This window comes from Wolbachia endosymbiont (group B) of Hofmannophila pseudospretella (assembly GCF_964028515.1).
Lineage (GTDB): Bacteria > Pseudomonadota > Alphaproteobacteria > Rickettsiales > Anaplasmataceae > Wolbachia.
This window is the reverse complement of record NZ_OZ034788.1, coordinates 161,749-184,303: the sequence shown is the minus strand read 5'-3', so window position 1 is coordinate 184,303 and position 22,555 is coordinate 161,749. Positions and strand designations below refer to the sequence as shown.

14 protein-coding genes and 4 pseudogenes are annotated in these 22,555 nt (G+C 33.8%); 8 read left to right on the top strand and 10 right to left on the bottom strand.

Annotated elements, in window-relative coordinates; genetic code table 11:
• The first annotated feature begins 1 nt into the window (after nucleotide 1).
• The gene (locus ABWU24_RS00830) at nucleotides 2-1,009 is read left to right on the top strand and encodes a hypothetical protein (RefSeq protein ID WP_353274280.1); all 1,008 of its coding nucleotides are present in this window, start codon (nucleotides 2-4) and stop codon (nucleotides 1,007-1,009) included.
• 150 nt (nucleotides 1,010-1,159) lie between these two features.
• Nucleotides 1,160-1,701 (top strand): annotated as a pseudogene (locus ABWU24_RS00825) (hypothetical protein); the annotation flags it as partial.
• Between the two features lie 70 nt (nucleotides 1,702-1,771).
• Here the strand turns inward: ABWU24_RS00825 and ABWU24_RS00820 are convergent.
• A pseudogene (locus tag ABWU24_RS00820) lies at nucleotides 1,772-2,754 on the bottom strand (IS481 family transposase).
• A gap of 89 nt (nucleotides 2,755-2,843) precedes the next feature.
• A protein-coding gene (locus ABWU24_RS00815) for an IS5 family transposase (protein WP_341815401.1) occupies nucleotides 2,844-3,636 on the bottom strand; the annotation gives its coding sequence in 2 pieces (ribosomal slippage) (nucleotides 2,844-3,371 and nucleotides 3,373-3,636; 792 coding nt in all).
• A 41-nt stretch (nucleotides 3,637-3,677) separates the two neighbouring features.
• Between ABWU24_RS00815 and ABWU24_RS00810 the strand changes: the two genes are divergently transcribed.
• On the top strand, nucleotides 3,678-4,274 hold the full coding sequence (locus ABWU24_RS00810; RefSeq protein WP_353274278.1) for a hypothetical protein: 597 nt from the start codon (nucleotides 3,678-3,680) through the stop codon (nucleotides 4,272-4,274).
• Here ABWU24_RS00810 and ychF read toward each other — a convergent pair whose 3' ends face one another.
• A complete protein-coding gene (gene ychF, locus ABWU24_RS00805) occupies nucleotides 4,275-5,369 on the bottom strand; it encodes a redox-regulated ATPase YchF (RefSeq protein ID WP_341815910.1) in 1,095 nt (364 codons plus the stop codon).
• A gap of 92 nt (nucleotides 5,370-5,461) precedes the next feature.
• Between ychF and ABWU24_RS00800 the strand changes: the two genes are divergently transcribed.
• Together ABWU24_RS00800 and ABWU24_RS00795 are read left to right on the top strand one after the other, a co-directional pair.
• Entirely contained in the window at nucleotides 5,462-6,658 is a 1,197-nt protein-coding gene (locus ABWU24_RS00800) for a hypothetical protein (protein ID WP_015587692.1), read from the top strand.
• Nucleotides 6,659-6,799: 141 nt separating this feature from the next.
• A pseudogene (locus ABWU24_RS00795) lies at nucleotides 6,800-7,162 on the top strand (DDE-type integrase/transposase/recombinase); the annotation flags it as partial.
• Between the two features lie 11 nt (nucleotides 7,163-7,173).
• Here ABWU24_RS00795 and ABWU24_RS00790 read toward each other — a convergent pair.
• Nucleotides 7,174-8,179 (bottom strand): IS630 family transposase gene (locus ABWU24_RS00790; RefSeq protein WP_353274215.1). Its coding sequence is split into 2 segments (ribosomal slippage): nucleotides 7,174-7,668 and nucleotides 7,670-8,179, totalling 1,005 coding nucleotides; the frame shifts between segments, so codons are not numbered across the junction.
• Between the two features lie 83 nt (nucleotides 8,180-8,262).
• Between ABWU24_RS00790 and ABWU24_RS00785 the strand changes: the two are divergent.
• Nucleotides 8,263-8,560, top strand: a pseudogene (locus ABWU24_RS00785) (DDE-type integrase/transposase/recombinase); the annotation flags it as partial.
• 61 nt (nucleotides 8,561-8,621) lie between these two features.
• Here ABWU24_RS00785 and ABWU24_RS00780 read toward each other — a convergent pair.
• The 4 genes from ABWU24_RS00780 to cifA all read right to left on the bottom strand — a co-directional run bounded on the left by ABWU24_RS00780 (nucleotide 8,622) and on the right by cifA (nucleotide 16,654).
• Nucleotides 8,622-9,398 (bottom strand): enoyl-ACP reductase, encoded by a 777-nt coding sequence (locus tag ABWU24_RS00780; protein WP_015587693.1) that lies wholly within the window; start codon nucleotides 9,396-9,398, stop codon nucleotides 8,622-8,624.
• A gap of 351 nt (nucleotides 9,399-9,749) precedes the next feature.
• Nucleotides 9,750-10,775, bottom strand: a complete 1,026-nt coding sequence (locus ABWU24_RS00775) for a hypothetical protein (RefSeq protein WP_015587694.1) — start codon at nucleotides 10,773-10,775, stop codon at nucleotides 9,750-9,752.
• An 878-nt stretch (nucleotides 10,776-11,653) separates the two neighbouring features.
• Nucleotides 11,654-15,154: a cytoplasmic incompatibility factor CifB gene (cifB, locus tag ABWU24_RS00770; protein WP_353274776.1), complete on the bottom strand. Its 3,501-nt coding sequence runs from the start codon at nucleotides 15,152-15,154 to the stop codon at nucleotides 11,654-11,656.
• Nucleotides 15,155-15,229: 75 nt separating this feature from the next.
• A complete protein-coding gene (cifA, locus tag ABWU24_RS00765) occupies nucleotides 15,230-16,654 on the bottom strand; it encodes a cytoplasmic incompatibility factor CifA (RefSeq protein WP_155968735.1) in 1,425 nt (474 codons plus the stop codon).
• A gap of 290 nt (nucleotides 16,655-16,944) precedes the next feature.
• Between cifA and ABWU24_RS00760 the strand changes: the two genes are divergently transcribed.
• Nucleotides 16,945-19,326, top strand: coding sequence for a hypothetical protein (locus tag ABWU24_RS00760; RefSeq protein ID WP_353274276.1), 2,382 nt, complete (start codon nucleotides 16,945-16,947; stop codon nucleotides 19,324-19,326).
• A gap of 702 nt (nucleotides 19,327-20,028) precedes the next feature.
• Here ABWU24_RS00760 and ABWU24_RS00755 read toward each other — a convergent pair.
• Together ABWU24_RS00755 and ABWU24_RS00750 are read right to left on the bottom strand one after the other, a co-directional pair.
• On the bottom strand, nucleotides 20,029-20,568 hold the full coding sequence (locus ABWU24_RS00755) for a pyrimidine dimer DNA glycosylase/endonuclease V (RefSeq protein ID WP_010082266.1): 540 nt from the start codon (nucleotides 20,566-20,568) through the stop codon (nucleotides 20,029-20,031).
• Nucleotides 20,569-21,465 (bottom strand): Rpn family recombination-promoting nuclease/putative transposase, encoded by an 897-nt coding sequence (locus tag ABWU24_RS00750; RefSeq protein ID WP_010962719.1) that lies wholly within the window; start codon nucleotides 21,463-21,465, stop codon nucleotides 20,569-20,571.
• A 129-nt stretch (nucleotides 21,466-21,594) separates the two neighbouring features.
• Here ABWU24_RS00750 and ABWU24_RS00745 point away from each other — a divergent pair, with 129 nt between their 5' ends.
• Entirely contained in the window at nucleotides 21,595-22,506 is a 912-nt protein-coding gene (locus ABWU24_RS00745) for a helix-turn-helix domain-containing protein (protein WP_010962718.1), read from the top strand.
• Nucleotides 22,507-22,555 lie beyond the last annotated feature (49 nt).

Here is a 22,555-nt window from a genome sequence, read left to right as displayed (position 1 = left end):
AATGTTTGGTCGCATTTTTAATTTTTTAAATGTTTTTAGTATTGAGGAGAAAAACTCACCGCCTAAAAAAAATAATAATTCTTCTTTAAAAAGCAAAGAAAGTTTAGCTATCCCACCCACTCAAATAAATTCTCAATGTGTTTTACCTGATGATCAAAGTGGAAAGAATATAACTAACCCATCTCTTCAAACAAATCTTCAATTTAGTGAGAATGATGTAAAAAACGTGCTCCAAGACTTCGAAAAATTGGATTATAATGATAGTAAGTGTTTTAACAAAATAGCAGAGAAGTATAAAAAAGAGAGAGGCCTTTTTGACTATGTAGTGTTAAGCAAGCAAAAGGAGATAATCAATATATTAGATAATAAGCTTCCTGATCTCAAAAGACAAGAAGAGTTTAGAAAAAGATTGGGTGAGTATATTTATTCTAGGATTAAAGATGGAATGAGTTATGGAGAAAAGCTCCAAAATACACTTCAGTTTCTTAAAGGTAGGGCAGAAGAAGTATTATCAGATTTTAAAAATTTGAGATTCGATTTTAAGGATAATAAATGTGAAGACCCTAATGATTATGTAAATTATAATAGCGGCCAGCCGGCAGATCCACTTGATAAAATAGCAAATTATTATCGAAAAAAAAGGGATATTTTTCTTTTTAACTATGCGATATTGAGTCAGCAAAAAGAAATAATGAATATATTAGATAAGAAGTTTACTAATGAAGATCAGAAAAAGAATTTTGAAAATAGGTTAGGTAGATATCTTATTCGAATTGAAGAAGGGATGAATGATGCAAAAGAATTTCTAAAAGAAGATGGTCTAGTAGGCTTTTTTGATGGACGTTATTGGTCAGGCGAAAATGAAGAAGTTAATCATTATGATAATCTTAGTGTAAATATTATTAAACCTGAAAAGAGTTTAAAAACAAGCCATCTTTTCACTAAGAACCTGTTCATAATCTTTTCAGAAGCAAAGAAGCGAAAGCTAGAACGACCATTTATCGTCTAACGTTGAGTTTTTGTTCACAATTTTCTATAGCCTTCTACATTTTTCTAACCAAGCAAAAGATCTTCTAGTACCAGTTATAAATTAGCATAGCCCTTCTAATTAATAATAGAAACATGATAAACAGGGATTTAGGGTAACGAGAAGATAAAAGTGTCAGCAGCACACAGCTATGACTTAAGGAAAAAAGCCATTCAAGCGTTGAGTGAAGGAGAGAGTAAAACAGCAGTAGCAAAAAGGTTCAAAATTGGTAGAGTATAGCCCTTTTTACAATAGTCCGAACAGACTATAATACGCTACTGGTCTATATTTGGAGTATTATAAGAAGGGCTATAACATTGTACAAATGGGAGAAAAGGAGGAAAGAAACAGGAGATTTTCAATCGAAGAAATTGGAGAATAGGTGCTATAATCATAAAATTCACGACCGGGATGCGTTTGCAGAATTTGTGAAAAAGTACGGTGGTAAAACACAATCAGAGGTAGCCAAATTCTGGGGCAATATAAGTCGTCAAACGATTCATAGAGCTCTGAAAAATTGGATTGACACGCAAAAAAAGAAGACTTATGGATACGAAAAAAGGAGCGAAGAAAAACGAGCTGAATTTTTGAAAATTATATCGGCAGAATCTCCTAAAGATCTGTTGTATATTGATGAATCTGGTATAGACAAAATAGAGAACTATTCGTACGGATTAAAAGTGTGTGATTCATAGAGGTTATTGCAACTAATTTGTCAGATCAAGTCTGAACTTGAAATACCTGTTAAGAGGTTTTGTATTTTTGAAGTGACTTTAACTCTTGGTCATGTTTGTAATTTTGCATGACAAACGTTTCTTTTGATGAAATATAATTTTTTTGTATTTCACTTAGACAAGGAATTGTTTTTTCCAGTTCTTTATATTTTTCCCAAGGAGTCTTTCCCTGAAGAGAGCTATGAGGACGTTGTTTATTATAATATTCTTCCCAATCCCTAAGCTTGACTTGCAGTTCATGATCCTTAATGTTAACGCTACTATAAAATTCATCTAAATCTGTACGCTGCGCTCTTTCTACTTTACCATTTAAATGTGGTGAAAACGGCTTAATTGGACGGAATTTTATTTTCCATTCTTTTAGACACTCTTGCACTTCGTAAGCAAAAAATTCTTGTCCTCTATCGGTTTGAATCCTTTAACAATGAAATGGAGCCCTTTCCCTTAATTGTTTTAAGAAATCCAGAGTATTTTTTGAAGTACGCCTTGAGTATAATGCGATAACTTTATAACGCGTACAATCATCTATAGCAGTATATTGATAAAGCCCCGAGGATATTTTGCAAACATCCATTTGTACACGCTCTCCTGGCACTTTGCAGTTATAACGCTTAATCTGCTTGCGATATAGTGGCGTTTAATACGTAAAAGACTTACATCGTGTTTCTTCAAAACTTTGTGTATAGTAGCCAATGCAAAAGAGATATCATGTAAACGCTTCAATTCAGCTTGAATACGTCTTGCTCCTAATTTTCTAGCTTTTCTCAGATGAAGAATGAGCTGCTCATTTGACTCGTTGATTTTTTGTAAGGGTAAAGTTTTAGGCCTGCTACTAAAGTTTGACAATCCCTGTGCACCTAGCTTTTCATAACGTTTGTACCATTTTCGTAAGGTAAAGCGTGAAATGTTATAGTGTTGACACACTTTGCCTGCATGACCTAATTTTTTGTATAATTCTATCCAATTCAAACGCAACTTAACTTTGGTACTGATTGCCTCTTGTTGATGAATTTATTCATATTATTGTAATAAGGTATTTAAACTATCACAAGTCAAAGTTTTTATTTTATCTTAGAGCCTGTTCATAATCTTTTCAGAAGCAAAGCAGCGAAAGCAAGAACGACCATTTGCAGGCTAGTGTTGAGTTTCCGCTCGCAATTTTTCCACAATCGCCTACATTTTTGCAACCAAGCAAAAGATCTCTCAACAACCCATCTTTTCGGCAATACGACAAAGGTGTGTAATTCGTTTCGCTTTATTACTTCAACGGTAGCGCCAATAGTTGCTTTTATTTGTGTTGCAAAATTTTCTCCTGTGTAGCCAGCATCAACTAGTATATTTTTAACTTCAGATAGGTTTTCTTTAGCATTTTTAACCATTCTCACAGCGCTACTACGATCAGTTATTTCTGCCGTTGTTATATAAATTGCGTGGGGTAAACCTTGTGTATCTACCGCAATATGGCGTTTTATTCCTGAAACCTTTTTGCCTGCATCATAGCCTTTTTCTTCAGCAGTATCTGCATTTTTTACGCTTTGTGCATCAATTATGCAGAAGCTGGTTTTTTCTTTCCGACCATTGTTTTGTCGGACCACGCCAACTATTTTTTTTTAATACCAGCTCCAGAACACTTTCTTTATTTGCATCTGCTTTTTCACTCCACTTCTTAAAATAGTCGTAACAATTCCGCCATTTTGGAAACTCTTTTGGTAACATTCTCCACTGGCAGCCACTTTTTAAGACGTATAACACTCCACAAAATACATGATATAAATCAAGTGTTCTTGGCTTTGTCCTCTTCCTGCAAGACTCCAGATCTGCTACAATAATCTCAAACTTTTCTCGACTTATATCACTTGGATATAAACTTCGCATATCCTACTTTATATACTTTATCCTCTCATTCTATCCCTTTTTTGAGATCACGTACAGGCTCTAACAAAATTGAAAGGATGGAAAGAAATAAAAATGAGGTAAAAAGAGCAAAAATATACAGCGATGGTAAACTAATTGTAACGATTAAAAAGAATGATAAGCAACAAAGAAATTACCGCTTTGCAAAAGATGCAACATGCAATATGAAAATTAGGTGGAGTGCAGAAGATGAGAAAGGTAATTCTGTTAACTGCTTTATTAGTTTAAATGTAAATCCTAGTGACATTGAGATTGGTCAGGTAACTATTAATGGTGAAAATGTTCAAGTAGAGGAAATTTTAGAATTAGCTAGGCAAAATAAGGATGTGATTATGGAAGATAAAGCTTTACATGAATTTTTAGAAGGATATCTGGAGCAAAATATACAATCGCAAAAGGAGGAGATTGTAACACTTGAGGCTGCTGTACCTGTACCATCGGTTAGTTTTTCGTTTGATTCACTAAAACCAGGAGAATTAGAAGTAGGGTGTATAGGAGGAGGATATGATCTTAAGTATCTTTCTCGTCCTAAGACTAGGCTAGAAGGGGTATCTGTAGAAGAAAAATCAAACCCAGAGTATAGGGCATATGATCGTTAATTACAGATTAAACCTAAAGTGCATTATATCACCATCTTGCACTATATAGTCTCTGCCTTCGAAGCGAATTTTGCCTGCATCTTTGCAAGCTAATTCGCTTCCATGTTTTACATAATCTGCAAAACTTATCGTTTCTGCTTTTATAAAGCCTTTCTCAAAATCAGTGTGAATTACACCTGCTGCTTTATCAGCTGTTGATCCTATCTTTACTGGCCATGCCCGTGCTTCTTTTGGCCCTACAGTAAAGAAAGTTATCATACTCAGCACTTCATACATAATACGCGCTACTCCATCAAGTCCTGATTCTTGCAAGCCAAATTCTAATAAAAAATTCTGTTTTTCCTCTTCACTATCAAGATTTGCAATATCTGCTTCAAGTTTTGCTGAAATGCAATAAAATTTACTTTTATTTTCTTCCGCCATTTTTTCCACCCTTTTAGATAGTTCATTACCAGTTATGATATTAGTATCTTCAACATTACAGACGTACATAACAGGTTTTGTTGTCAGCAATTGAAGTGACTTCATTTCAGCTTCGTCCATGGTTCTCAAACTTCTTGCAGGTTTACCAAGTTTTAAAGTAGCTAAAACTTCCTGAGTCAACTCAAGTTGTTTCTTTAGTTCTTTATCGCCTTGCTTTGCTTTTTTTTCAAGTTGAGGTAGCCTTTTTTCTATGCTATCAATGTCAGCGAAAATTAACTCCATTTCCACTATTTCAGCATCTGATATTGGATCTATTTTACTGTTTACATGGCTGATATCGTCATCCGTAAAGCACCTGAGCAGATGAACAATGGCATCAACTTCTCTGATATGACTCAAAAATTTATTTCCTAGTCCTTCACCTTTGCTTGCACCCTTAACCAAGCCTGCAATATCGACAACTTCTAGTTGATTGTAGATTATCTTTTCTGAGTGGGCAATCGCTGCGATTTGTTTCAAACGCTGATCTCGTATTGGCACTTTGCCAACATTTGGCTCGATTGTACAGAAAGGATAATTTGCAGCTTCAGCTGCACTTGATTCTGTAAGCGCATTAAATAAGGTTGATTTTCCTATGTTTGGCAGTCCAACTATGCCACAGTTAAAGCTCATATTTGCTATTTAAAGCTATAATTATTGCATAATTTAAAAATTTTTGCTATACTTTAATTATCTACTTGCTTAGCTTAAGTGAAGGTAAAAATATGAGAAAACGAAAATTACCAAATGATTTTTCTGATGTTCAAAGTCTAAAAAGATTCAAAAATTCAGGACAAGAAATAACTCCTTATCCTGTTATAGGACGATCTGTTAGTGATGTGGAGCAAAAACTCTCTAGCAGTCAAGTAGTTAAATATAGTACTACAGGTGATGGCAATTGCTTTTTCCATGCAGTGTTTGGTGATAATAGCTCCGGTCCATATAAAGCTGAAAGAGCACAAGATATGAGAATGGAATGGCACAAATTCTTAAGTCAATTTACGTCTTTAGATGATCACAATATGCCAGATTCTTTAAGGAGTCAGCTAGAAAAAGTTTTTAATATGTTTTTGAACAAGCCAGGAGATTTAACTGGCGAGTCTGATAAAATAAAGGAGTTGGTTGAGCAAACAAAAAGGAAAATTGAAAATGTTGAAGATAATGTGAAGAGGTTAGTGAATAAAGTTGTTAGCAAACTTAATATACCGTGTGATCAAGCTATGCTTAATTTAAGAGAATATGCAGAGACTCTTAATAACCATAGTGAAGATGAGTACGATGACCAATATAACAGTGAATTTATTACACGCTCATTTCTTAATGAATCTAAACTTTACCAAGCTTACCTTAAGGCAATAGAAAGACCAAATTATTTTATTTTCATTGAAGAAGTTCAGGTATTAGCTTCTTTAGCTAATATTGAAATTAATGTCCATTGTGAAGTAGATGGTAGAGAGGAACAACAAAAGTTTGAACCAAATCCTGAAATGATAAACCCTGAAATGATAAACAATGATCAACTAAATGAGTTATTGAATCGTGAGAGTTATAAATTAAATGACGAGTTATGGGGTAGTAAAGAGAGAGAAACAATATATCTTGAAGGAAATCATTACTCTAGAGCTAAGACTAAGGAAATTCAAGAACAAGAAGACTTCCTATTAGCAAAACGGTTTCAGATAGATGAGATTTTAGAATATTGTAATATTCCAAAAAACATTTCTGAGAGAGCAAAAGTTGAGAAGAGATTTGATGAGTTATTGGCAAAAAATGCTGATGGAAAAATTGGTGATGTTATAGGGCAGTGCATTAATGATGTACAACAACGTATAAAATGTCTTGAGGAGCCAGTCTTATCAAGAAGGTGCAGTGTGGAAAAAGTACATGTAGAAAAAACATTTTATCAACAACACGTACCATAACCTGTAAGATAAGTCTTCATAGTCTATATACTTCTATAGGGGGCATTCTATAATAAAAGCCATGCTCATTTTTAACGGTTCTATCGCATTTGTAGGGAAGTAGAAAGAAGAATGATATAATTGTCTAAAAATAAAGCAAAGATGTTTCGTATCAATCAAAAATTATTGCCATATTTCAAAGGATTTAGCTTTTCAGCGATGTTATCTGTATACATGAAATGTCGATTCTCTTTGAGCTATCGAGATTTGGAAGAAATTATGAGTATAAGGGGAGCAAAAATTGACCATGCTACGTTACAAAGTGGTTTATCACCACTGATAGATTAGGCAGTAAGGAAAAGAAAGAAGCAGGTTGGTAGTAGTTGGAGAGACCTACATTAAATTAAACGGTAAATGGGTTTATTTATATAGAGCACTATTGGTAATACTGTAGACTTCCTCTTGTGTGTTAGTAGAGACAAGTCTGCAGCACTTGCATTCTTTCGTAAAGCCTTCAGGAGTAATACCAAAATCCATTACTGACCGAACAAATAAGAAACATTACAAACTCGTTTAATAGTAGTACTGGAAATATTGACAATAAAATTACACAAAACATCTTCAAGTAAACCTATGGTATCGTAGATACTATTGCGTAAAGTATTGTATTTGATATATTGCCACAACCTTTCAACAGGATTCAGTTCCGGTGAATAAGGAGGCAAGTATATGATGGTAATGTTTTCCTGAATTTTCAAACTTTTTGATCTATGCCAACTTGCACAATCCATTACAAGAAAGGCTTCTTTCGTGCCTAAATCTTTCGACATCTGCTCCAGAAATATATTCATACAATCAGTGTTTACATATGGAGCAAGTAGGCTAATTTTCTTACCACTTCTTGGATTTACCGCACTGTAGATATAGAAATTTTGTCTACCAATTTTCATTTTAACCTGTGTTCTGACCCCTTTTTTAAACCATCCGTGTCCGATTTTTGAATGAGTTCCAAATCGTGATTCATCAAAAAAATACCTCCTTTTCAGGGTGGGAATTGACTATTTTATTGAAGTATTTTTTAAACTCTTCTTGCTTGTTTTTATCTTGTTTATGGTGAATTGGCCTCGGTGTTATGTAAGAAAACTTCATCCTTTGTATCTCACGGTGCACTGTTGATTTGCTAATGTTTAGGCCAAATTCCTCTGAGATTTTTATTTGCACTTCCTTAATAGTAATATTTGGATTTCTTTCTACCCATATTTCAATTTGCTCACGTTGATTTTTGTTTAATTTGCTTTTTCTTCGCCGCTGAGACGGGGAAAATAATCTTTCTACTCTACCAAATTTTAGATGCTTTATCCATTCAGTCAAAGCAGTCCTTGAAATTTTACATATTCTTGCCACAGCGCTTATACTACTTTCTTTTCCTGCTATCACCGCTTGTAACTTTTTTGAAACATATGCGTTATTTCTGACCTTTTTTAACATTTCTTTCGCCAAATTTACAACTTTTTCGTCTAATAGTTTTGACCTTAATGCCATTTATACCTCTCTATTTTATCTACTTTAGTATCACTTCTTTCCCATTATTGTCTATCTGTTCTTTATATAGTGGGAATTGGTATAACTATCTTCCTGAGAAAATTGTCATTGATAAAAGCGGCAGTAATACTGCTGCTCTTGATGATTTGAATGCAGAAATTTCTGAAGATTACAGTTCTTCAAATAAAATATCTAAATAATATTGTTGATAGGTTTATCAAGAAGCGAATAAAGCCTATGCTTAGTTTTAAAAATTTTCATTCCGCAAAGATTACTATTACAGGTATAGAAAATATTCGCATGATTCAGAAAAAACAAATTATCGGAGCTAATGACAATGTTTCTACTTTTGAGAATTTTGCTATGTTAATGGCTCTATAACTCCTATAATCTCAGCTTTAATGATCTTCTTTTCTATGGTTTATAGATGCGACAGAACCTATTAGTCTACTATCTTCATTCCCACAATATTATACCCTGAATCAACATGTAAAATTTCTCCAGTTGTACCACTACTCAGGTCGCTTAATAAGTATAGTGCTGCCTTGCCAACATCTTCTATTGTAACATTGCGTCTAAGTGGAGAATTAATTCTATTCCATTCCGATATGGAGTGAAAGTCACTTATTCCAGAAGATGCCAAAGTTCTGATTGGACCAGCAGAAATTGCATTTACTCTGATGTTCTGTGGTCCGAGATCACATGCTATATATTTTACACTTGCTTCAAGTGCTGCTTTACATAAACCCATCACATTATAATTTGGCATAACTTTTTCAGCACCATAGTAAGATAAAGTAAGTAAACTACCGCCATTTAACATCATTTTTTCCGCTCTTTGCGCTAAAGCAGTAAAAGAATAGCACGATATATGCATTGCATTAATAAAGTTATTTAGTGAAGTATTGACATATTTACCATTTAGCTCATTTTTATCGGAGAATGCTATTGCATGTACCAAAAAATCAATAGCACCCCACTTCTCCTTTATTTCCTTAAAAGCATTATCTATAGTTTCCTCATTTGAAACATTACAGTGCAATATTAACTCTACATTTAATTCACTTGCTATTGGTAATAATTTCTCTTTTATTGTTTCATTTTGATAAGTAATTGCAAGCTCAGCTCCATGTTCTGAGAGGGTCTTTGCTATACCATATGCTATTGACCTCTTATTTATTATTCCGGTTATTAACCCTTTTTTGCCCTGCAATATCATAGAATTATTTGCCTTTTTTATAATTTGAAATATTAACTAGGCAAAGTCAATTATGTTTTAACTGTAGCTAACGTATAAAAATTACTTCCGCATATTTCCAACCTCATTATAATTACAATTAGAGATATTTTAAGGATTCTGTCGCATTTATAAACCATAGAAAAGAAGATCATTAAAGCTGGGATTATAGGAGTTATAGATATGACAGAACCGTAAATTTAACACTCTTACTAAATTGGATAAATTGATTGGAAAAAAATAAGATCTTCAATAAGTTGCTTGTATAGCCGGCCTTTCATAGGTAACAAAGCCAACTCTCCTGCTATATTTCTTACCCCTTAAGTTATAATTTTACACTGTTATTTGATTCACTACATCTTCAGCATTGCTATTCTCAAGTGACTTTGAAGGCTTATTACAATAGTATATGATTGCAGCAAAAATAAGACAACAAGCTCCAATCCCTGATATTATTCCTATTGTTAATAAGCTAGCTTGGAAAACGAAATGTGCAATGAGTGCAGCAGGTATTGTAATCGTTGCTAATGTTATGGCTATAAATGTTATAGCTATAATAGGCACCTTACTCCCTTGCGTACTCTGTGTTATAGTAGTACTTCTATTACATGACTTATTAAGCCGTCTTTTATTAGTTTTAGTATCATTTTGTTCAGTTTCTTTCCTGATTATTGGAGGCGGTGTTATTGATGTTGGTGAATCATGATAATTATTTTTACCACTTTGTGGCAGATAAAGATTTTCGGCATCAAATTCTGACAGTGGGGTTGCATCTTCGTTATCTGGATTAGTAAGCTGCTTGCTATTCCCTTGAATGCTACTTTTTTGTTCTAAAGTTAGTGTTTCAACATTTTCATTTGTAATAACTACCTGTATCCAAGAATTTCTTATATTATCTTGCAATAATTTTGCTCTATTATTTAATTCTTGTATCTTAGGAATTAATATACCAGCTTCTTGGTTGGCAATTATACCCTTTAATAATTCTAGTTCTTTTTTGTTTTGCTTCAGTTTTTCAGCGTTTGTGTCAACATCACTTTTCATGGTTCTCTCTAACTTCAGCACAATAGGAATGAATGATGTACTAGTATGAACAATTTGACATTCATTAAATTGATTAAGTACTGTTGTGATCTGATCTAGTCTTTTCAATATATCATCTATAGTCTGCCCAGTATTAACTGCATTATTGAGATGGTTATATTCTTCTTCAATATCATCTATTACTTTAGAATATATCGATAAACACCGCTTACATGCAAACACAAACTGATTATAAGATATCCTACTTAATTCTTGGTTATATGCATAAATTGCAGGTGTAATGTCATCAACAAATGTATTAGCTAAATTAGGCATAAAAGAACACCCCTCGTATTTCATTTTCTAATATTAACTTTTTTGAGATTGAAAGTCAAATGATAGAAACATAAGACTATTCTATGTAAGTAGATTGAAAGACAATTTTTAGCAAAAATATCCCCTTCTCTAGCATCAAGCAAAATTCACTTATTTACTTTTTCTAAAATCGCAAAAAGGTACGTACCTTTGTGAGAACAGCTTAAATAGAAATGGTATTATTAAAGTAAAAACGCAAAATTGCTGCAACAAAGCTAAGCAAATCAGTTCGTATGTAAATGTGGTTGAAGTAGGCTGGTATAGCTAGTTTTGCGGTATAGTAAAATCGTTATATAAAAAAGTTCGTATGTATCATTTGGTAGACCATCCCATCCCAAAGAAAAATGTTCTCACGGGTAGCGGTTTTTGTTGCTGGAAATGGTTGGATTATTTAAGTTATTAGCAATATATAATACTAAATTAATAGTAATTCATTTGAGAACAAAAAGAAAAATTTATGATAATTTTACATTTCAAATGGATATTGTTCTTTTTATAAAAAATATTCCTATACTATGTAAGGTCAAGTTCTAATCACATCAATTTTTCTTCCAAATTAAATCTTATCTTTTACAGTGGATCTTACGTTTAAATTATTTTATATCCAAAATTAAGGAAGTTATTCTAAACGGTACACAACTTCAGCATCTAAAGCTAGCTGATTTTAAGAAAATATCGCTCTCATGAATGTGCTTTACGGACAAAAGCTTTATTAATATCTTCTATATTATTGTTAATAAACAACCCCCCAAAAAAAATATGCAGAAATAAATTAAAAGACCCATTACAACCAACGCGTAAATATGGAGTAAAGAAATACTTCATTCACCTATTAACCTCTACCTACTGCCTCTACCATTGCTATGATCATAAACTCTATTCACTCCATCAATTTCATCCAATACAGATTGCGGACCAAAATCAATTGATATCACTCTTTCTCCGCCTAATTGCAATGCTCCCCCACCTCCACGCTGTGGATATTGGAGTTCTAAAAATTGTAATAGTAATGGATCAATTTCATGTTGAATTCCTGGACGACCTTGAATCAATCTACCCCTAGGAGAAGATAGAGAATCATTTTGGAATAATTGTGAAATATTTCTTCTCCGATTTCTAAAGTATTGTTCATTTCTTTGAGGTTGTCTAGTGTCATTTCCAATTCCTGCACTAAGAAGACCACGTATATAACCTATAATACCTTCACCTTTCTCTCCAAAGTTACTATTTCCCTGTAAAGCTTGATCAATAGCTTGGTTAATATCCCTAGCATTTTCGTATGCCCATATGCCACAATTATGGCCATCTGTTTGCTGATGAACGGAAACATCATGGACATTATCATCGCTAATATCACATTCTCTTAAAGCTCCTCGAATATTATTGTCAATACGACTATCTGGACCAAGTGAATCAGCATAATACCCATAATAATTTCCATTTTGGTGGACAATAACTAATGTAACCCAATGACGATTACCTACATTAATAATAGCAGTTAATCTATCTTTTTCACCCGAATCTACTTTTTGTTTAAAGTTATCTATGTTACTACTTAATAAGTCCCTACCTGTTGGATCATTTTGATTTCCATCGACTCCTACTGAAGTTATTGCAAAATCATGACGATCATTAGTTGGATTAGATCGATCATCATGGAAAGTATATTGTCGTGCAGCGAAAAACATGTCATGAGTTTGTAGCCAATAACGGAAATTTTGATTTTCTGTTGCAAAGTCTAGTGCAAGTAGATTATGCACATCTTCTATTTCACGAGCGTTGTTTCTACGAAGGATAGTGTTTATTTGTTGTAATATTCCTTGTGCTGTAGAAGTACCACCTCCCCTTATTCTTGACCTTAATGTTTCTATTGCCTGTGCTCTAGTACCTTGCAAGTAACTAAATGGAACGTGCAGATTATCATCTATATCAAGCAAAAAAATCGAGTTCTGTCCTGGTCTTTTTTCCATGTAAAAGCGCCTGAAATTTTCACGAGTTTGATCTGACAATAGATTTTCTGGTGGATTTTCATCAATAACACTTTCAGGTCCCACTAATACTTCTGGTCTTGAGTCATGACCACGACGATCAAGTCTATGTACATACACTGCTTGTTGTGGAAGAGATATAAAGTCTTCTGCTCTCTGTGCACCTCTATTAAATACAGCATAAGACAAAACCACCTCATTTCCAGAAGTAATAGGCAAATATCCCCTTTGTTTGCTCATCAATTCTGTTATTTTGTACCTTGCCTCGTCTTGCTCCTGTTCTACTTCTTCTGCATTATCAGCAAATCCTAATACATATCCAATTGGGTGAGTATCTGCTGTAGGTTGTCTTAATAATAGAAGACCTAGTCTCTGTTCTGTAACTCTTGTAAGTATTACCCTTTCTCCTTCTTCTTCCTGCCACCTTTTTAAACTATATGTTTGACCAACTTTATACATAGCAAGCACTTTATAAGGATTATCACTAGCATAAAATGTACCATGTAGTATAGAGCGAAACTTATCTTTGCTATTTACATCTATTATCATATTGCCATGCGTATCTTCTGGCATTAATACTGCAGAAATGTTTCTAAATAATTCTTGATGCTGAAATCTATCTTGCCAGCCATCATTCATAACTTGATTTAAAGCATTATGCACATTTCCAGCATTAGGCACTTGCACAAGATTACCACCAAGAAAATTATTTGCATTATTATTTTGGTAATTGTGATATAAACCAAGGTTATCTGTATGAATATTAAGGCCAAGTTGATTATTAAGTGTGCATGAAACTTCCCGTACATGAACATTATTTCCGTCAACATTAAGATCTTGTAAATTGATGGCTCCTTGTTGTACAGCGTTGTTATCTCTAATATGAAGTATAACTATATCAGAACCTTGAGTATGGAAGACCATGGTTAAAGCATGATTCTCATCACCATATCTAAATATATACTTTCTTACACGTTGTTGAACTGCGTTTACTAATCTGAACTCTTCTAAAATACTATTCCCAAAAGCAAAACCAGTTATGCAATCAAATATTCTGTTATAATTCTCTGCATTTCTTGGTATTTCGTTAGGAAGATGTTGAAGCAAGAAATCTCTAATATTTTCTCTAATTCCTTCATCCTCCAAACACTCAAATAATCTTTGTACCAAAGGAAATCTATTCTCTAAAAACTCTACTGTATCAATACTAAAAGGATCTATATTCAGATTAAAATTTAATCCAATACAAACAGCATTTCTTGATTCAGTGTGAATAGATATAAATGAAGAAGCATGTAATCTTTTAGCATCAGCTCTAGCGCGGTTTAATGCAATATCAGACGATGTCCTCCATCTAGTAACATTAATAACGATAGGAATGTTTTCTCTCTCTGCCTGATGACATATAAGAAAAGCAACATATGAATTTCCAGGAGACAAGTCAAGGTCAATATCTATTGTGTAGAGATGAATAAAATTTGCCAACAAACCTAAGAAAAATCCGTGACTCTCAAACTTTTGACTGCGATTTTGAATGTCATTTTGTAGGTTGCCTAGGTAACTACGATAGATTCGAGTTATGTATGGCAAAATTCCTTCATTTATTCCACGTTCTATATTTATTCTTTGGTTACTTGCTAGCACTTCCATAAAACTGAAAATCCCTTGCTGACCCGGTGCAACTTGCACAAAATTGACCAAATGACCAAGCTGTACTCTCTGATCTTGATTGAGTCGTATACTTCCTATTTCCTTAACTGTCAACAAACTGCGTGGCGCAGGCGCATTAATCCCATTAAGCCTATTGCGTTCTATATGCCTAAGAAGGCTAATCTCAGACGCTGAATATTTAGCAAATCTATCTCTACCTTGAGAATCTTTTTCACGAATCACCTCGAATACTGTTGCAATCGCCTCTCCCTGAATCTTGCCCTTTCCATGCATGCATACTTTGTATTGCTCAAAATTTAGGTCTTCTTCCCTTAAATTTGGATTTTGCCCTCTAATCTCTCGCACTAGAGCATTTCTTTCCCTTGTACTGAACCTTAACCCATCACTATTAAGACGATCAGAAATACTGTAGCATCTGACAACTTGCTGTCCGTCACGATAAACAGCGACTTTTAGGTTCCCTGTATTTCTATTTCTACCACCTGTATCAATACCATGATTATCAAAACGAAAATACACTCTCTCATTTGCTTTTAAGATATTAGCATCATGAGCAGTAGCAAACATACTGAAAAAGAATACAGGAAGGAAACGTCCTGTACTTACATGATACAAGAAAAATGGACATTGATCTAAAAAGGATTCAAACTCTTGTCTAAAACCATCAAGATCTCCATCCACTAAACTTCTTATTAAAGACACAAAGCACCTCTCTATTTGCTAAGACCAGAAAAACCACTCACATTAATGAGTAGACTAGATTCTTCTTTTCTTATGAGAACCAGAAATACCACTCACACTAGGAGCTTCAAACTCAGACTGTGGGCCATCACCAGAACCATCAAGTGGCAAAGATACCTTAGATTGAGACCGCAAATTATTCCAAGGACCATCACCTACAGAAGGTAAAGTTACTTTCTCTAACTGAAGAAATAACTCTTCTGCAAACTTGCCGTAATCTACACCTTTCCTCTTTCCTTCCCTACCACATATTCTAAGATTTTCTATCATGACTTCTTTAAAAAGGTCAAACTTTTCAGGAAAGCAACCTTTGGCAAATGAAATCATATCTAATATTTCTTCTTTCTCTATTTCCCTATCGGGCTTACAAACATCTTCTCGTTTCCAATTAATGATTAATCCCCCAAGTACACTCTTTATAGGAACTGTATAATTAGAAGTATTAACAGAGGTCTCTCTGTATTCAGCAAAGCGTTCACATTTCCAAATCTCCATAATAAGGGATCTAGCTTGAACACTTAACTCAGGATTTTTCAACATCACATTTGAAAGTGAATAAAGAAAAAGTTCATAGTCTTGCTGTGAGAATATCTTGTCCGAACAGTCTCCTCCTGCTGAAACGCCTTTATAACACCAGCACTGTACCAAATCATGAACCGTATCAAAAAAACATGACTCTATTAATTCAGCAAGAAGGGAATATACTCCCTTATCTTTCTGCAATAATTTCTGTAAAAGAGTATCTTTATCGCCTATATTCCTTACACAAAAATCTAAAATAGGAGCGTCTTTCTCAACAGATTGAGGACGAGAAAGAGCAACAATAGCTTCTGTAAGCTTCTTCTCCTTATCTTTTTCCTCTAACTGATTATAAAAATACTCTACCCCTTCGCTCCACTTAAGTTTTACAGCACTGTCAAAACCTTCTACTGCATCATACTTCTTTAATTCCCCAGATTCTCTATCGATCCAGAAATCAAACACAGGACCATTTCTCTTCATGGATGATAGCAGAATGTTTCTTACATATTGATCACTGATCGGATTACCTTGACTATCTACCTCTTCTGAAGTAAATTGACCTCTAGAGAGTACAAACTGTTTGTTGAAAAAATCACCTATCTTGCCCGTTATACAGTACCTAGATGCCATACCATACCTTGGTAGTGGGTTATCGATTTCTCCTATTTTCTCTTCAGTCAATTTCTGACCTAAAACAGTATTATTTAACCTTGTACCTAACCAACAACCTTCATCTCGAAAAACATTATATAAGAATTCCAGCTTATCATCCTTAAAAAGTTTGATATACTCTATATAGGTCTCGACCCACCTTTTAATAGCTAACTTTCTTCCAGCCGCAATGTCACGATCTGTATGTTTTATCACATCTTGTAGCTTTTTAAGCACTTCAGCCTGACGTTTTGTTTCTATTGGCATTTAAACCTCCCTATATCATGAAAACAACGCTATGGTACTAAGTTTGTAACTAAGTTACAACACCTAATTACTCCAGAAAGACCTATTTGATACCCAAACGTTCTGGTCAGGCCTAGAGAAATCTGTCTGGAATTATTGAGTATTTTCTAGAAATCTTAATTTGACAGCTAACACCAGGTTTTCTGGAGACTATAGGTGATGCACTTTTTCTATTTATATTCCCAAGAATAAGGTCAGTAGATATGTTGTTTTCCAGAAGAATATTAGTAAGATTAATTGGAGAAGTGCTTATGACTTTAACTAAGTGTGTTTTAACTTCGCCCTTAAGTTCTGTTCAGCAGTATCTGTTAGTGTTAGGTAAGGTTATGGTTGTAAATACAAAATCCGATCAGCAGAGGGCTGAAGATGATCTATATACTGTTTTGAGATTCAAAGAAAAAGGAGATTTTGAAAGACGGATAAGAGAACTGCTTGTTAACGATTATAAGAAACTTAAAAAACCACTGAGCAAACTCCTTGGTAAGTTAGAAAGTAAAATAAGGACTGATAAAGAGAATAACCAAGCAGCCAGAAACGTTTATGATCAAATCAAAAAATCTAAAACTAATGAAGATAAATTAAGTAATTTATTGAACTTTAAAAAACAGCTAAAAGCTTTCCTAAAAAATCAAGATGATTGTAGTATTGTGTTAAATGCGATTGACTCTGCAAGTGTTATCCCTGTTATTGAAGTTAATGGTGTGCATCCAAAAGATAGTGAGATCAAAAAGTTAAAAAAAGCTCAACCTCTCACCTCTAACAGACAAGACTTTGAAGAAGCTCTAGGATACATAGAATCACAAGAAAAAGTTATGGGGATTACATTAGAGGAAATTATGGAATACAAGCAACACTCTGTTAAGATTTTTCTACTGAACCGTGTTCATTCATGCAAAAATGGGCATTCTCAATTGCATCCTGATGTAAAAGAAGCTATAGCAATATTATCAAATGATAAGCTGAGAGCTTTCTACGATGAAGAAGTAAAGAAGAAGACGCTACAACCAATATTGTCCTACAAAGAATGTGAACAATTATATGATAAAATTAACTATGAAAAAAATGAATCTCGTATTATAATCGAAAGAGAAGAACTTGGAGAGAATATTAGGAGGGTAATGGGAGTGAAGCGCTTTACGAATGAAAGCAGTAGAGAAGATCAGAAAAATGGTACTAGTCCAACAGGAACTTCTACAAATTATAGACAAGAGCAAGTTGCCTCTAGTGGTGATAGAACACTTTATAATAGTGATATACCTTCACTAGGTAGATCGATTAAGAGCAGCCGAAGTGCACTGTTTATGCCATTTGGAGCTTCTGTTGATACGAGTACCCCGATTAAACCTGCCAATCCATCTAACCTAGTTACCACTGGTGAGAATTATACTAGTAATGCAGATCTGAGTGATGAATTGAACGTAAGTGAAGTAACTAAAATTGTTGAACGAATGGAGCTATTATCCAATAGTTTAAAAAAAATCCAAGAAATTGTGGAAAAGCTGGGTAATACTACACTAAGTGAAGAAGTGATAGTTCATGAGAGACATTTCAAAAAGTTTATGGATTTTGTAGGAGAAATTCTCGTAGATATTGGTACAAGATTACCACAAAGTGATTCTAAAAGCATGTATCTTGAACAAAAATTGAAGGGATTGGAAAAGATGAATGAATCCTTAGATAACAGTGTTCAAGAGTTAGAGAAAAAAGTAGATAAACTTGAAAAAGAGAATAAAGATTTTCTAGCAGAAAATGATGAACTTAAGGAAAAACTTGCTACAGCGAAAGAAGAAAAGGAATTGCTATTTAATAAAAAAGAAAAGATGCAGGAAGTTATAAATGGGCTGAATGAGAACAATCAACGATTAATGCAAAAAATAAATGGGTTAGAAGATGATTATGAGTATTTGTTAAGAGCGGAAAAGACAAAAAGAGAAACCGAAGATTCGTGTATACAAGTGGAGGATGCAGATATACCGGAAGGAAAAGCTGAGTTATGTAAAGACTATGAAATTAAACTAGTAAAGCTGGAACAAGAGATAGATGCAAAAGGGAAACAATGTGAGGAATTGCTATTAGAAAATAGTATATTACGAGGAAATATAGAACGATTAAAGGAAGAGAATAAACGATTAGAAGGCATTGAAGAAAGCTTTAGTATCGATCCCTCACATTTTTGCTCTGTAAAAAATTTGCATGATGAGCTTATTCTAGCTAATGAACAGCCGGAAAATATTGATATATCAATCCAGGATGAGATGGATTCAAAAGTTGCCACTGAGTCTGTGGGTGTTAATGTAAAACAAGGTTATAGTAAAAGGACTAGCAACCTATCTCGAGTCTCTGAACAAAGTTCAGCAGTAAAATCTCAATTCTCAGAAGCAAGAGCTCAGAGTAGAAAGCAAATAATTTATGCCTCTGCTTCTCTTATATTATCTGGAGTATTTGCTGTTGGCACAAGTTTAACAATGTCTCATTTAGGAATATCTATTTCACTTGCTTTGACTGCATTAACTTTCCTTACATTGGGATGTTATTGTTCATATAAGGCAAGTACAACGCTTAGGAATATTGAACTTGATCGAACTTTTAAAATGGCTGATCATGAAGCTGTTTTTATGGTTCCCAGCTTATAACTATGTGGAAAAATATATTGTTTTACTCACCCCAAGAAAAGAGATAATGGGAAAGATAAAAAGGTCTATCAGTTCTCGGTGCGGCAGATTAATTTCTGACGGTGATATAGAGCATTACTTATTTCTCTAGAGAATAGGGAATTGGCGAATAGAGTTCTAGGTGTAGAAGGAGATATAGATGAAGAAAAGACCAGATTTAGTAGAAAAATATAAGGGCTTCTTTGTAAATGATAGTAAGGGAACAGCAAAGTAGTTATATTAAGGGACTGGTTTTATGTTCTGAACTCAGATTTTCGTTAGGTTATAAAAGAAGTAATATCGAGACCTTACTTTGAAATTCCAGATTATCAGAGTACTTTGCTCTTCTGAAGTGAGTGATGTTGGAATACCTCTGGATCGCAGTACTAATAACCAAAATTAAAGAGTAAATAGTTTATAATTTAAGTATTTATAATAGAGAAATTAGCATGTATCTAAATTTGAGCAGCAAATACCTTGAAATTACCATCAATTCAGTAAAATTGAAGAGTTTTAATGGTTTAATCATGTAAAGTATTCAATAAACTGCCGTTTTTAAATTTTATCAGACTCAGTTAAAAGAGTGGAGATTTTAATGATTTACCTCAAATCTAATTAAGAGTTAAAGTGAGAAGATGTTTTAGTTTTTATGCACCTTCCTCTCTACTAATTAAGGCGTTCTTTTTATTTGCGGCTTTTCAGACGTACGATTCTGCTTAGCAACCAATCCGGTACTTCTCTACCCTTTTCCCACTTAGCAAACCTCATCTTTTCTTTTAGGTAGTACTCTCTGTAAGCTTTTACTGAATGACTAGACTTATATTGATCTGGTAACGCCTGTACAAAAGGCTTTATATCGGTTGATTGAAAAACAAGCAAATTCTTATTACTATCACACCAATCTATAACTTCTTCTGATCTATGTTTTCTTTTATATCGCCAAGTATACTCTTTGCACAGCTCCCTTCCGTATTTTATTAACCAGAAAAAGTTCCCTTTGGATTGTCTAGCCCATAGAGAACAAGGGTGGTTTTTGTGAGTAAGTTTATATGGAACTTCTATATTCTGGTCTGTGATGCTGACTAAAGGATTTGGCACTTTTAATGCTATTGAAAAAACATTACTCAGTAACTGAGCAGTTTCTAATAGCATTTTTACTATATGCTTATCACATAACATTTTTGCCGCAATCTCTGGGTTTTCATCTAGTACAAAGATGTTCATCTAAACATCCAAAGAGCTTAAGTCTTTAATTTCATTAGCTGTAAGACCAGTAGTTTGAGCTATGATATCAATAGAAACTCCTGCTTTAAGTAGATTCTTTGCAACTTCAATTTCCCTCTCTTTTCTGCCTTTTTCATGTCCGATGAGGATGCCTTTTGCAGTAGCATCATCAAGTTTTTGAGCAAGGACAGCCTGTTCATCAAGAATACGTTTTATTTCCTGTTCATAGGCAATAAATTCTTTTTCTGACCAGTTGAACCTATTTAGTTCTTCATAGGCCTTTTTAATTATTAGATCACTACCTATTATTTTTTCCAGCTCTTCTTCACTAGTCTCATCTGCATATTTAAAGAAGTAGACCCATTTCTCAACAATACTTGAAAGCTGATCTTCTTTGGTTTTTGGAAATTTAGGCAACTCAATAAATATAAAGTAAAAATCTTTTAGATCATGTTCATTAGTATCTTCATCGCGAATGGTATGCTTTGACTTATACTCAGACTTATCAGGAAATAAAATACAGTCTGCTATAGCAATAAAGATAATTTCCTTAAGGTCATGATATTGATCGCCTTTGTCAGCCTGTCTTGAATAGGCTTTAGCAGCATAGTATTGAGCACGTTTTTCAAAGCCCTTAGTTTTAGCGACCTGCATTTCGACTATCACTTGCAGCCCATTTTTATCTCTACAAAGAACATCAACAATGCTTTGTTTTTTAGAAGCAATATCAGGATCTTGAATAGTACTTAAAAACTCTATATCCTGTATTGCATTTGTTCCAGCAAAGCCGAGAATATCATTAAGAAAGTGAATAAGGATATCTTTATTTTTTTCAGTACCAAAGATGCGCTTGAACGATATATCATTCTTGGGATCGAGAAACTTCGAAAGAGCCATAGGAAATCCACTTAAAAAGCATTAATAATTATACACAATTGTGAAGAAATATTCAACTAAAATTCAAACATAGAAAGAAGCATCCCTTTTGTATATCTTTATTTGGTAGTATTAACCTGTATAATATTTATGGCAAATATCTCGATAAGGTACAAAATAGCACAAAAAGTAAGGAGCTGGAGGTTAAAGCGAGGTTATACTCAAAAAGATTTAGCGGGAAAAATTGGCGTAACGTATCAAGTAGTACTACAATATGAAAAAGGAACACGTAAAATTTCGATTGAGAAATTGTATGCTATAGCAGAAGTGTTATCGGTTGGCATCATAGATCTTATTCCTGTATCAAGTGAAAAAATTTGCCTTAAAAACGAAGAAGAGGAAATATTAAATCTAGTAAGAAAATATAAAACGATTAATGATCAAGAGTTGCGCAAGGTGTTTTACTTGCTAACAAAATTTACCCGAGTTGGTGAGAAAAGTAGTAAAAAAGCAGAGAAGGTAAAAATTGCAAAGGGTATGGTTAAAGCAGGAATTTCTGTTGATATTGTTTCACAAGCAATTGGCCTCTCTGCTAATGAGTGTGTTGAAGAAAAAACAGGTTCTATCTACTACCAAATAGGAAAAAAGATAAAAGAATGGAGGCTAGTGAGAGAGTATACTCAAAAGGATTTGGCTGAGAAAATGGATACAACACGTGATGAAATAAGCAACTATGAGCAAGGACGTGTGGCCATTCCACTGGAAAAATTATATGCAATAGCAGAAACATTATCAATTAGCATTACAGATCTGCTCATAGAGGAAGATGAGATAGTAGAAAGTGAGCTACCTGATTTAATAAAAGAATACAAAAAAATTGAGAGTCAAGAATTACGCTATGCGCTAATAAAATCTCTGTTTGAAAGCATACAAATTTGCGAAGAAAAAGTGAAAAGAGCAGAAAAGATGAAAATTGCAAAGGATTTAGTGAAAGGAGGAATTTCTACCGATATTATTTTGCAAATAACAGGCCTCTCTTTAGGCGAAATTCAACAGATTTAAAATAAAAAATCAGTATATATTAATATCTTTACTCTTAGATGAAAAAATA

Excerpts from the sequence above, each read along its gene's own strand:
- ABWU24_RS00780 (WP_015587693.1), bottom strand. The coding sequence starts at position 9,398 with ATGATATTGCAGGGCAAAAAAGGGTTAATAACCGGAATAATAAATAAG.
- ychF (WP_341815910.1), bottom strand. The coding sequence starts at position 5,369 with ATGAGCTTTAACTGTGGCATAGTTGGACTGCCAAACATAGGAAAATCA.
- ABWU24_RS00755 (WP_010082266.1), bottom strand. The coding sequence starts at position 20,568 with ATGAACATCTTTGTACTAGATGAAAACCCAGAGATTGCGGCAAAAATG.
- ABWU24_RS00830 (WP_353274280.1), top strand. The coding sequence starts at position 2 with ATGTTTGGTCGCATTTTTAATTTTTTAAATGTTTTTAGTATTGAGGAG.
- cifA (WP_155968735.1), bottom strand. The coding sequence starts at position 16,654 with ATGCCAATAGAAACAAAACGTCAGGCTGAAGTGCTTAAAAAGCTACAA.
- ABWU24_RS00745 (WP_010962718.1), top strand. The coding sequence starts at position 21,595 with ATGGCAAATATCTCGATAAGGTACAAAATAGCACAAAAAGTAAGGAGC.
- ABWU24_RS00800 (WP_015587692.1), top strand. The coding sequence starts at position 5,462 with ATGAGAAAACGAAAATTACCAAATGATTTTTCTGATGTTCAAAGTCTA.
- ABWU24_RS00760 (WP_353274276.1), top strand. The coding sequence starts at position 16,945 with ATGACTTTAACTAAGTGTGTTTTAACTTCGCCCTTAAGTTCTGTTCAG.
- ABWU24_RS00750 (WP_010962719.1), bottom strand. The coding sequence starts at position 21,465 with ATGGCTCTTTCGAAGTTTCTCGATCCCAAGAATGATATATCGTTCAAG.
- ABWU24_RS00775 (WP_015587694.1), bottom strand. The coding sequence starts at position 10,775 with ATGCCTAATTTAGCTAATACATTTGTTGATGACATTACACCTGCAATT.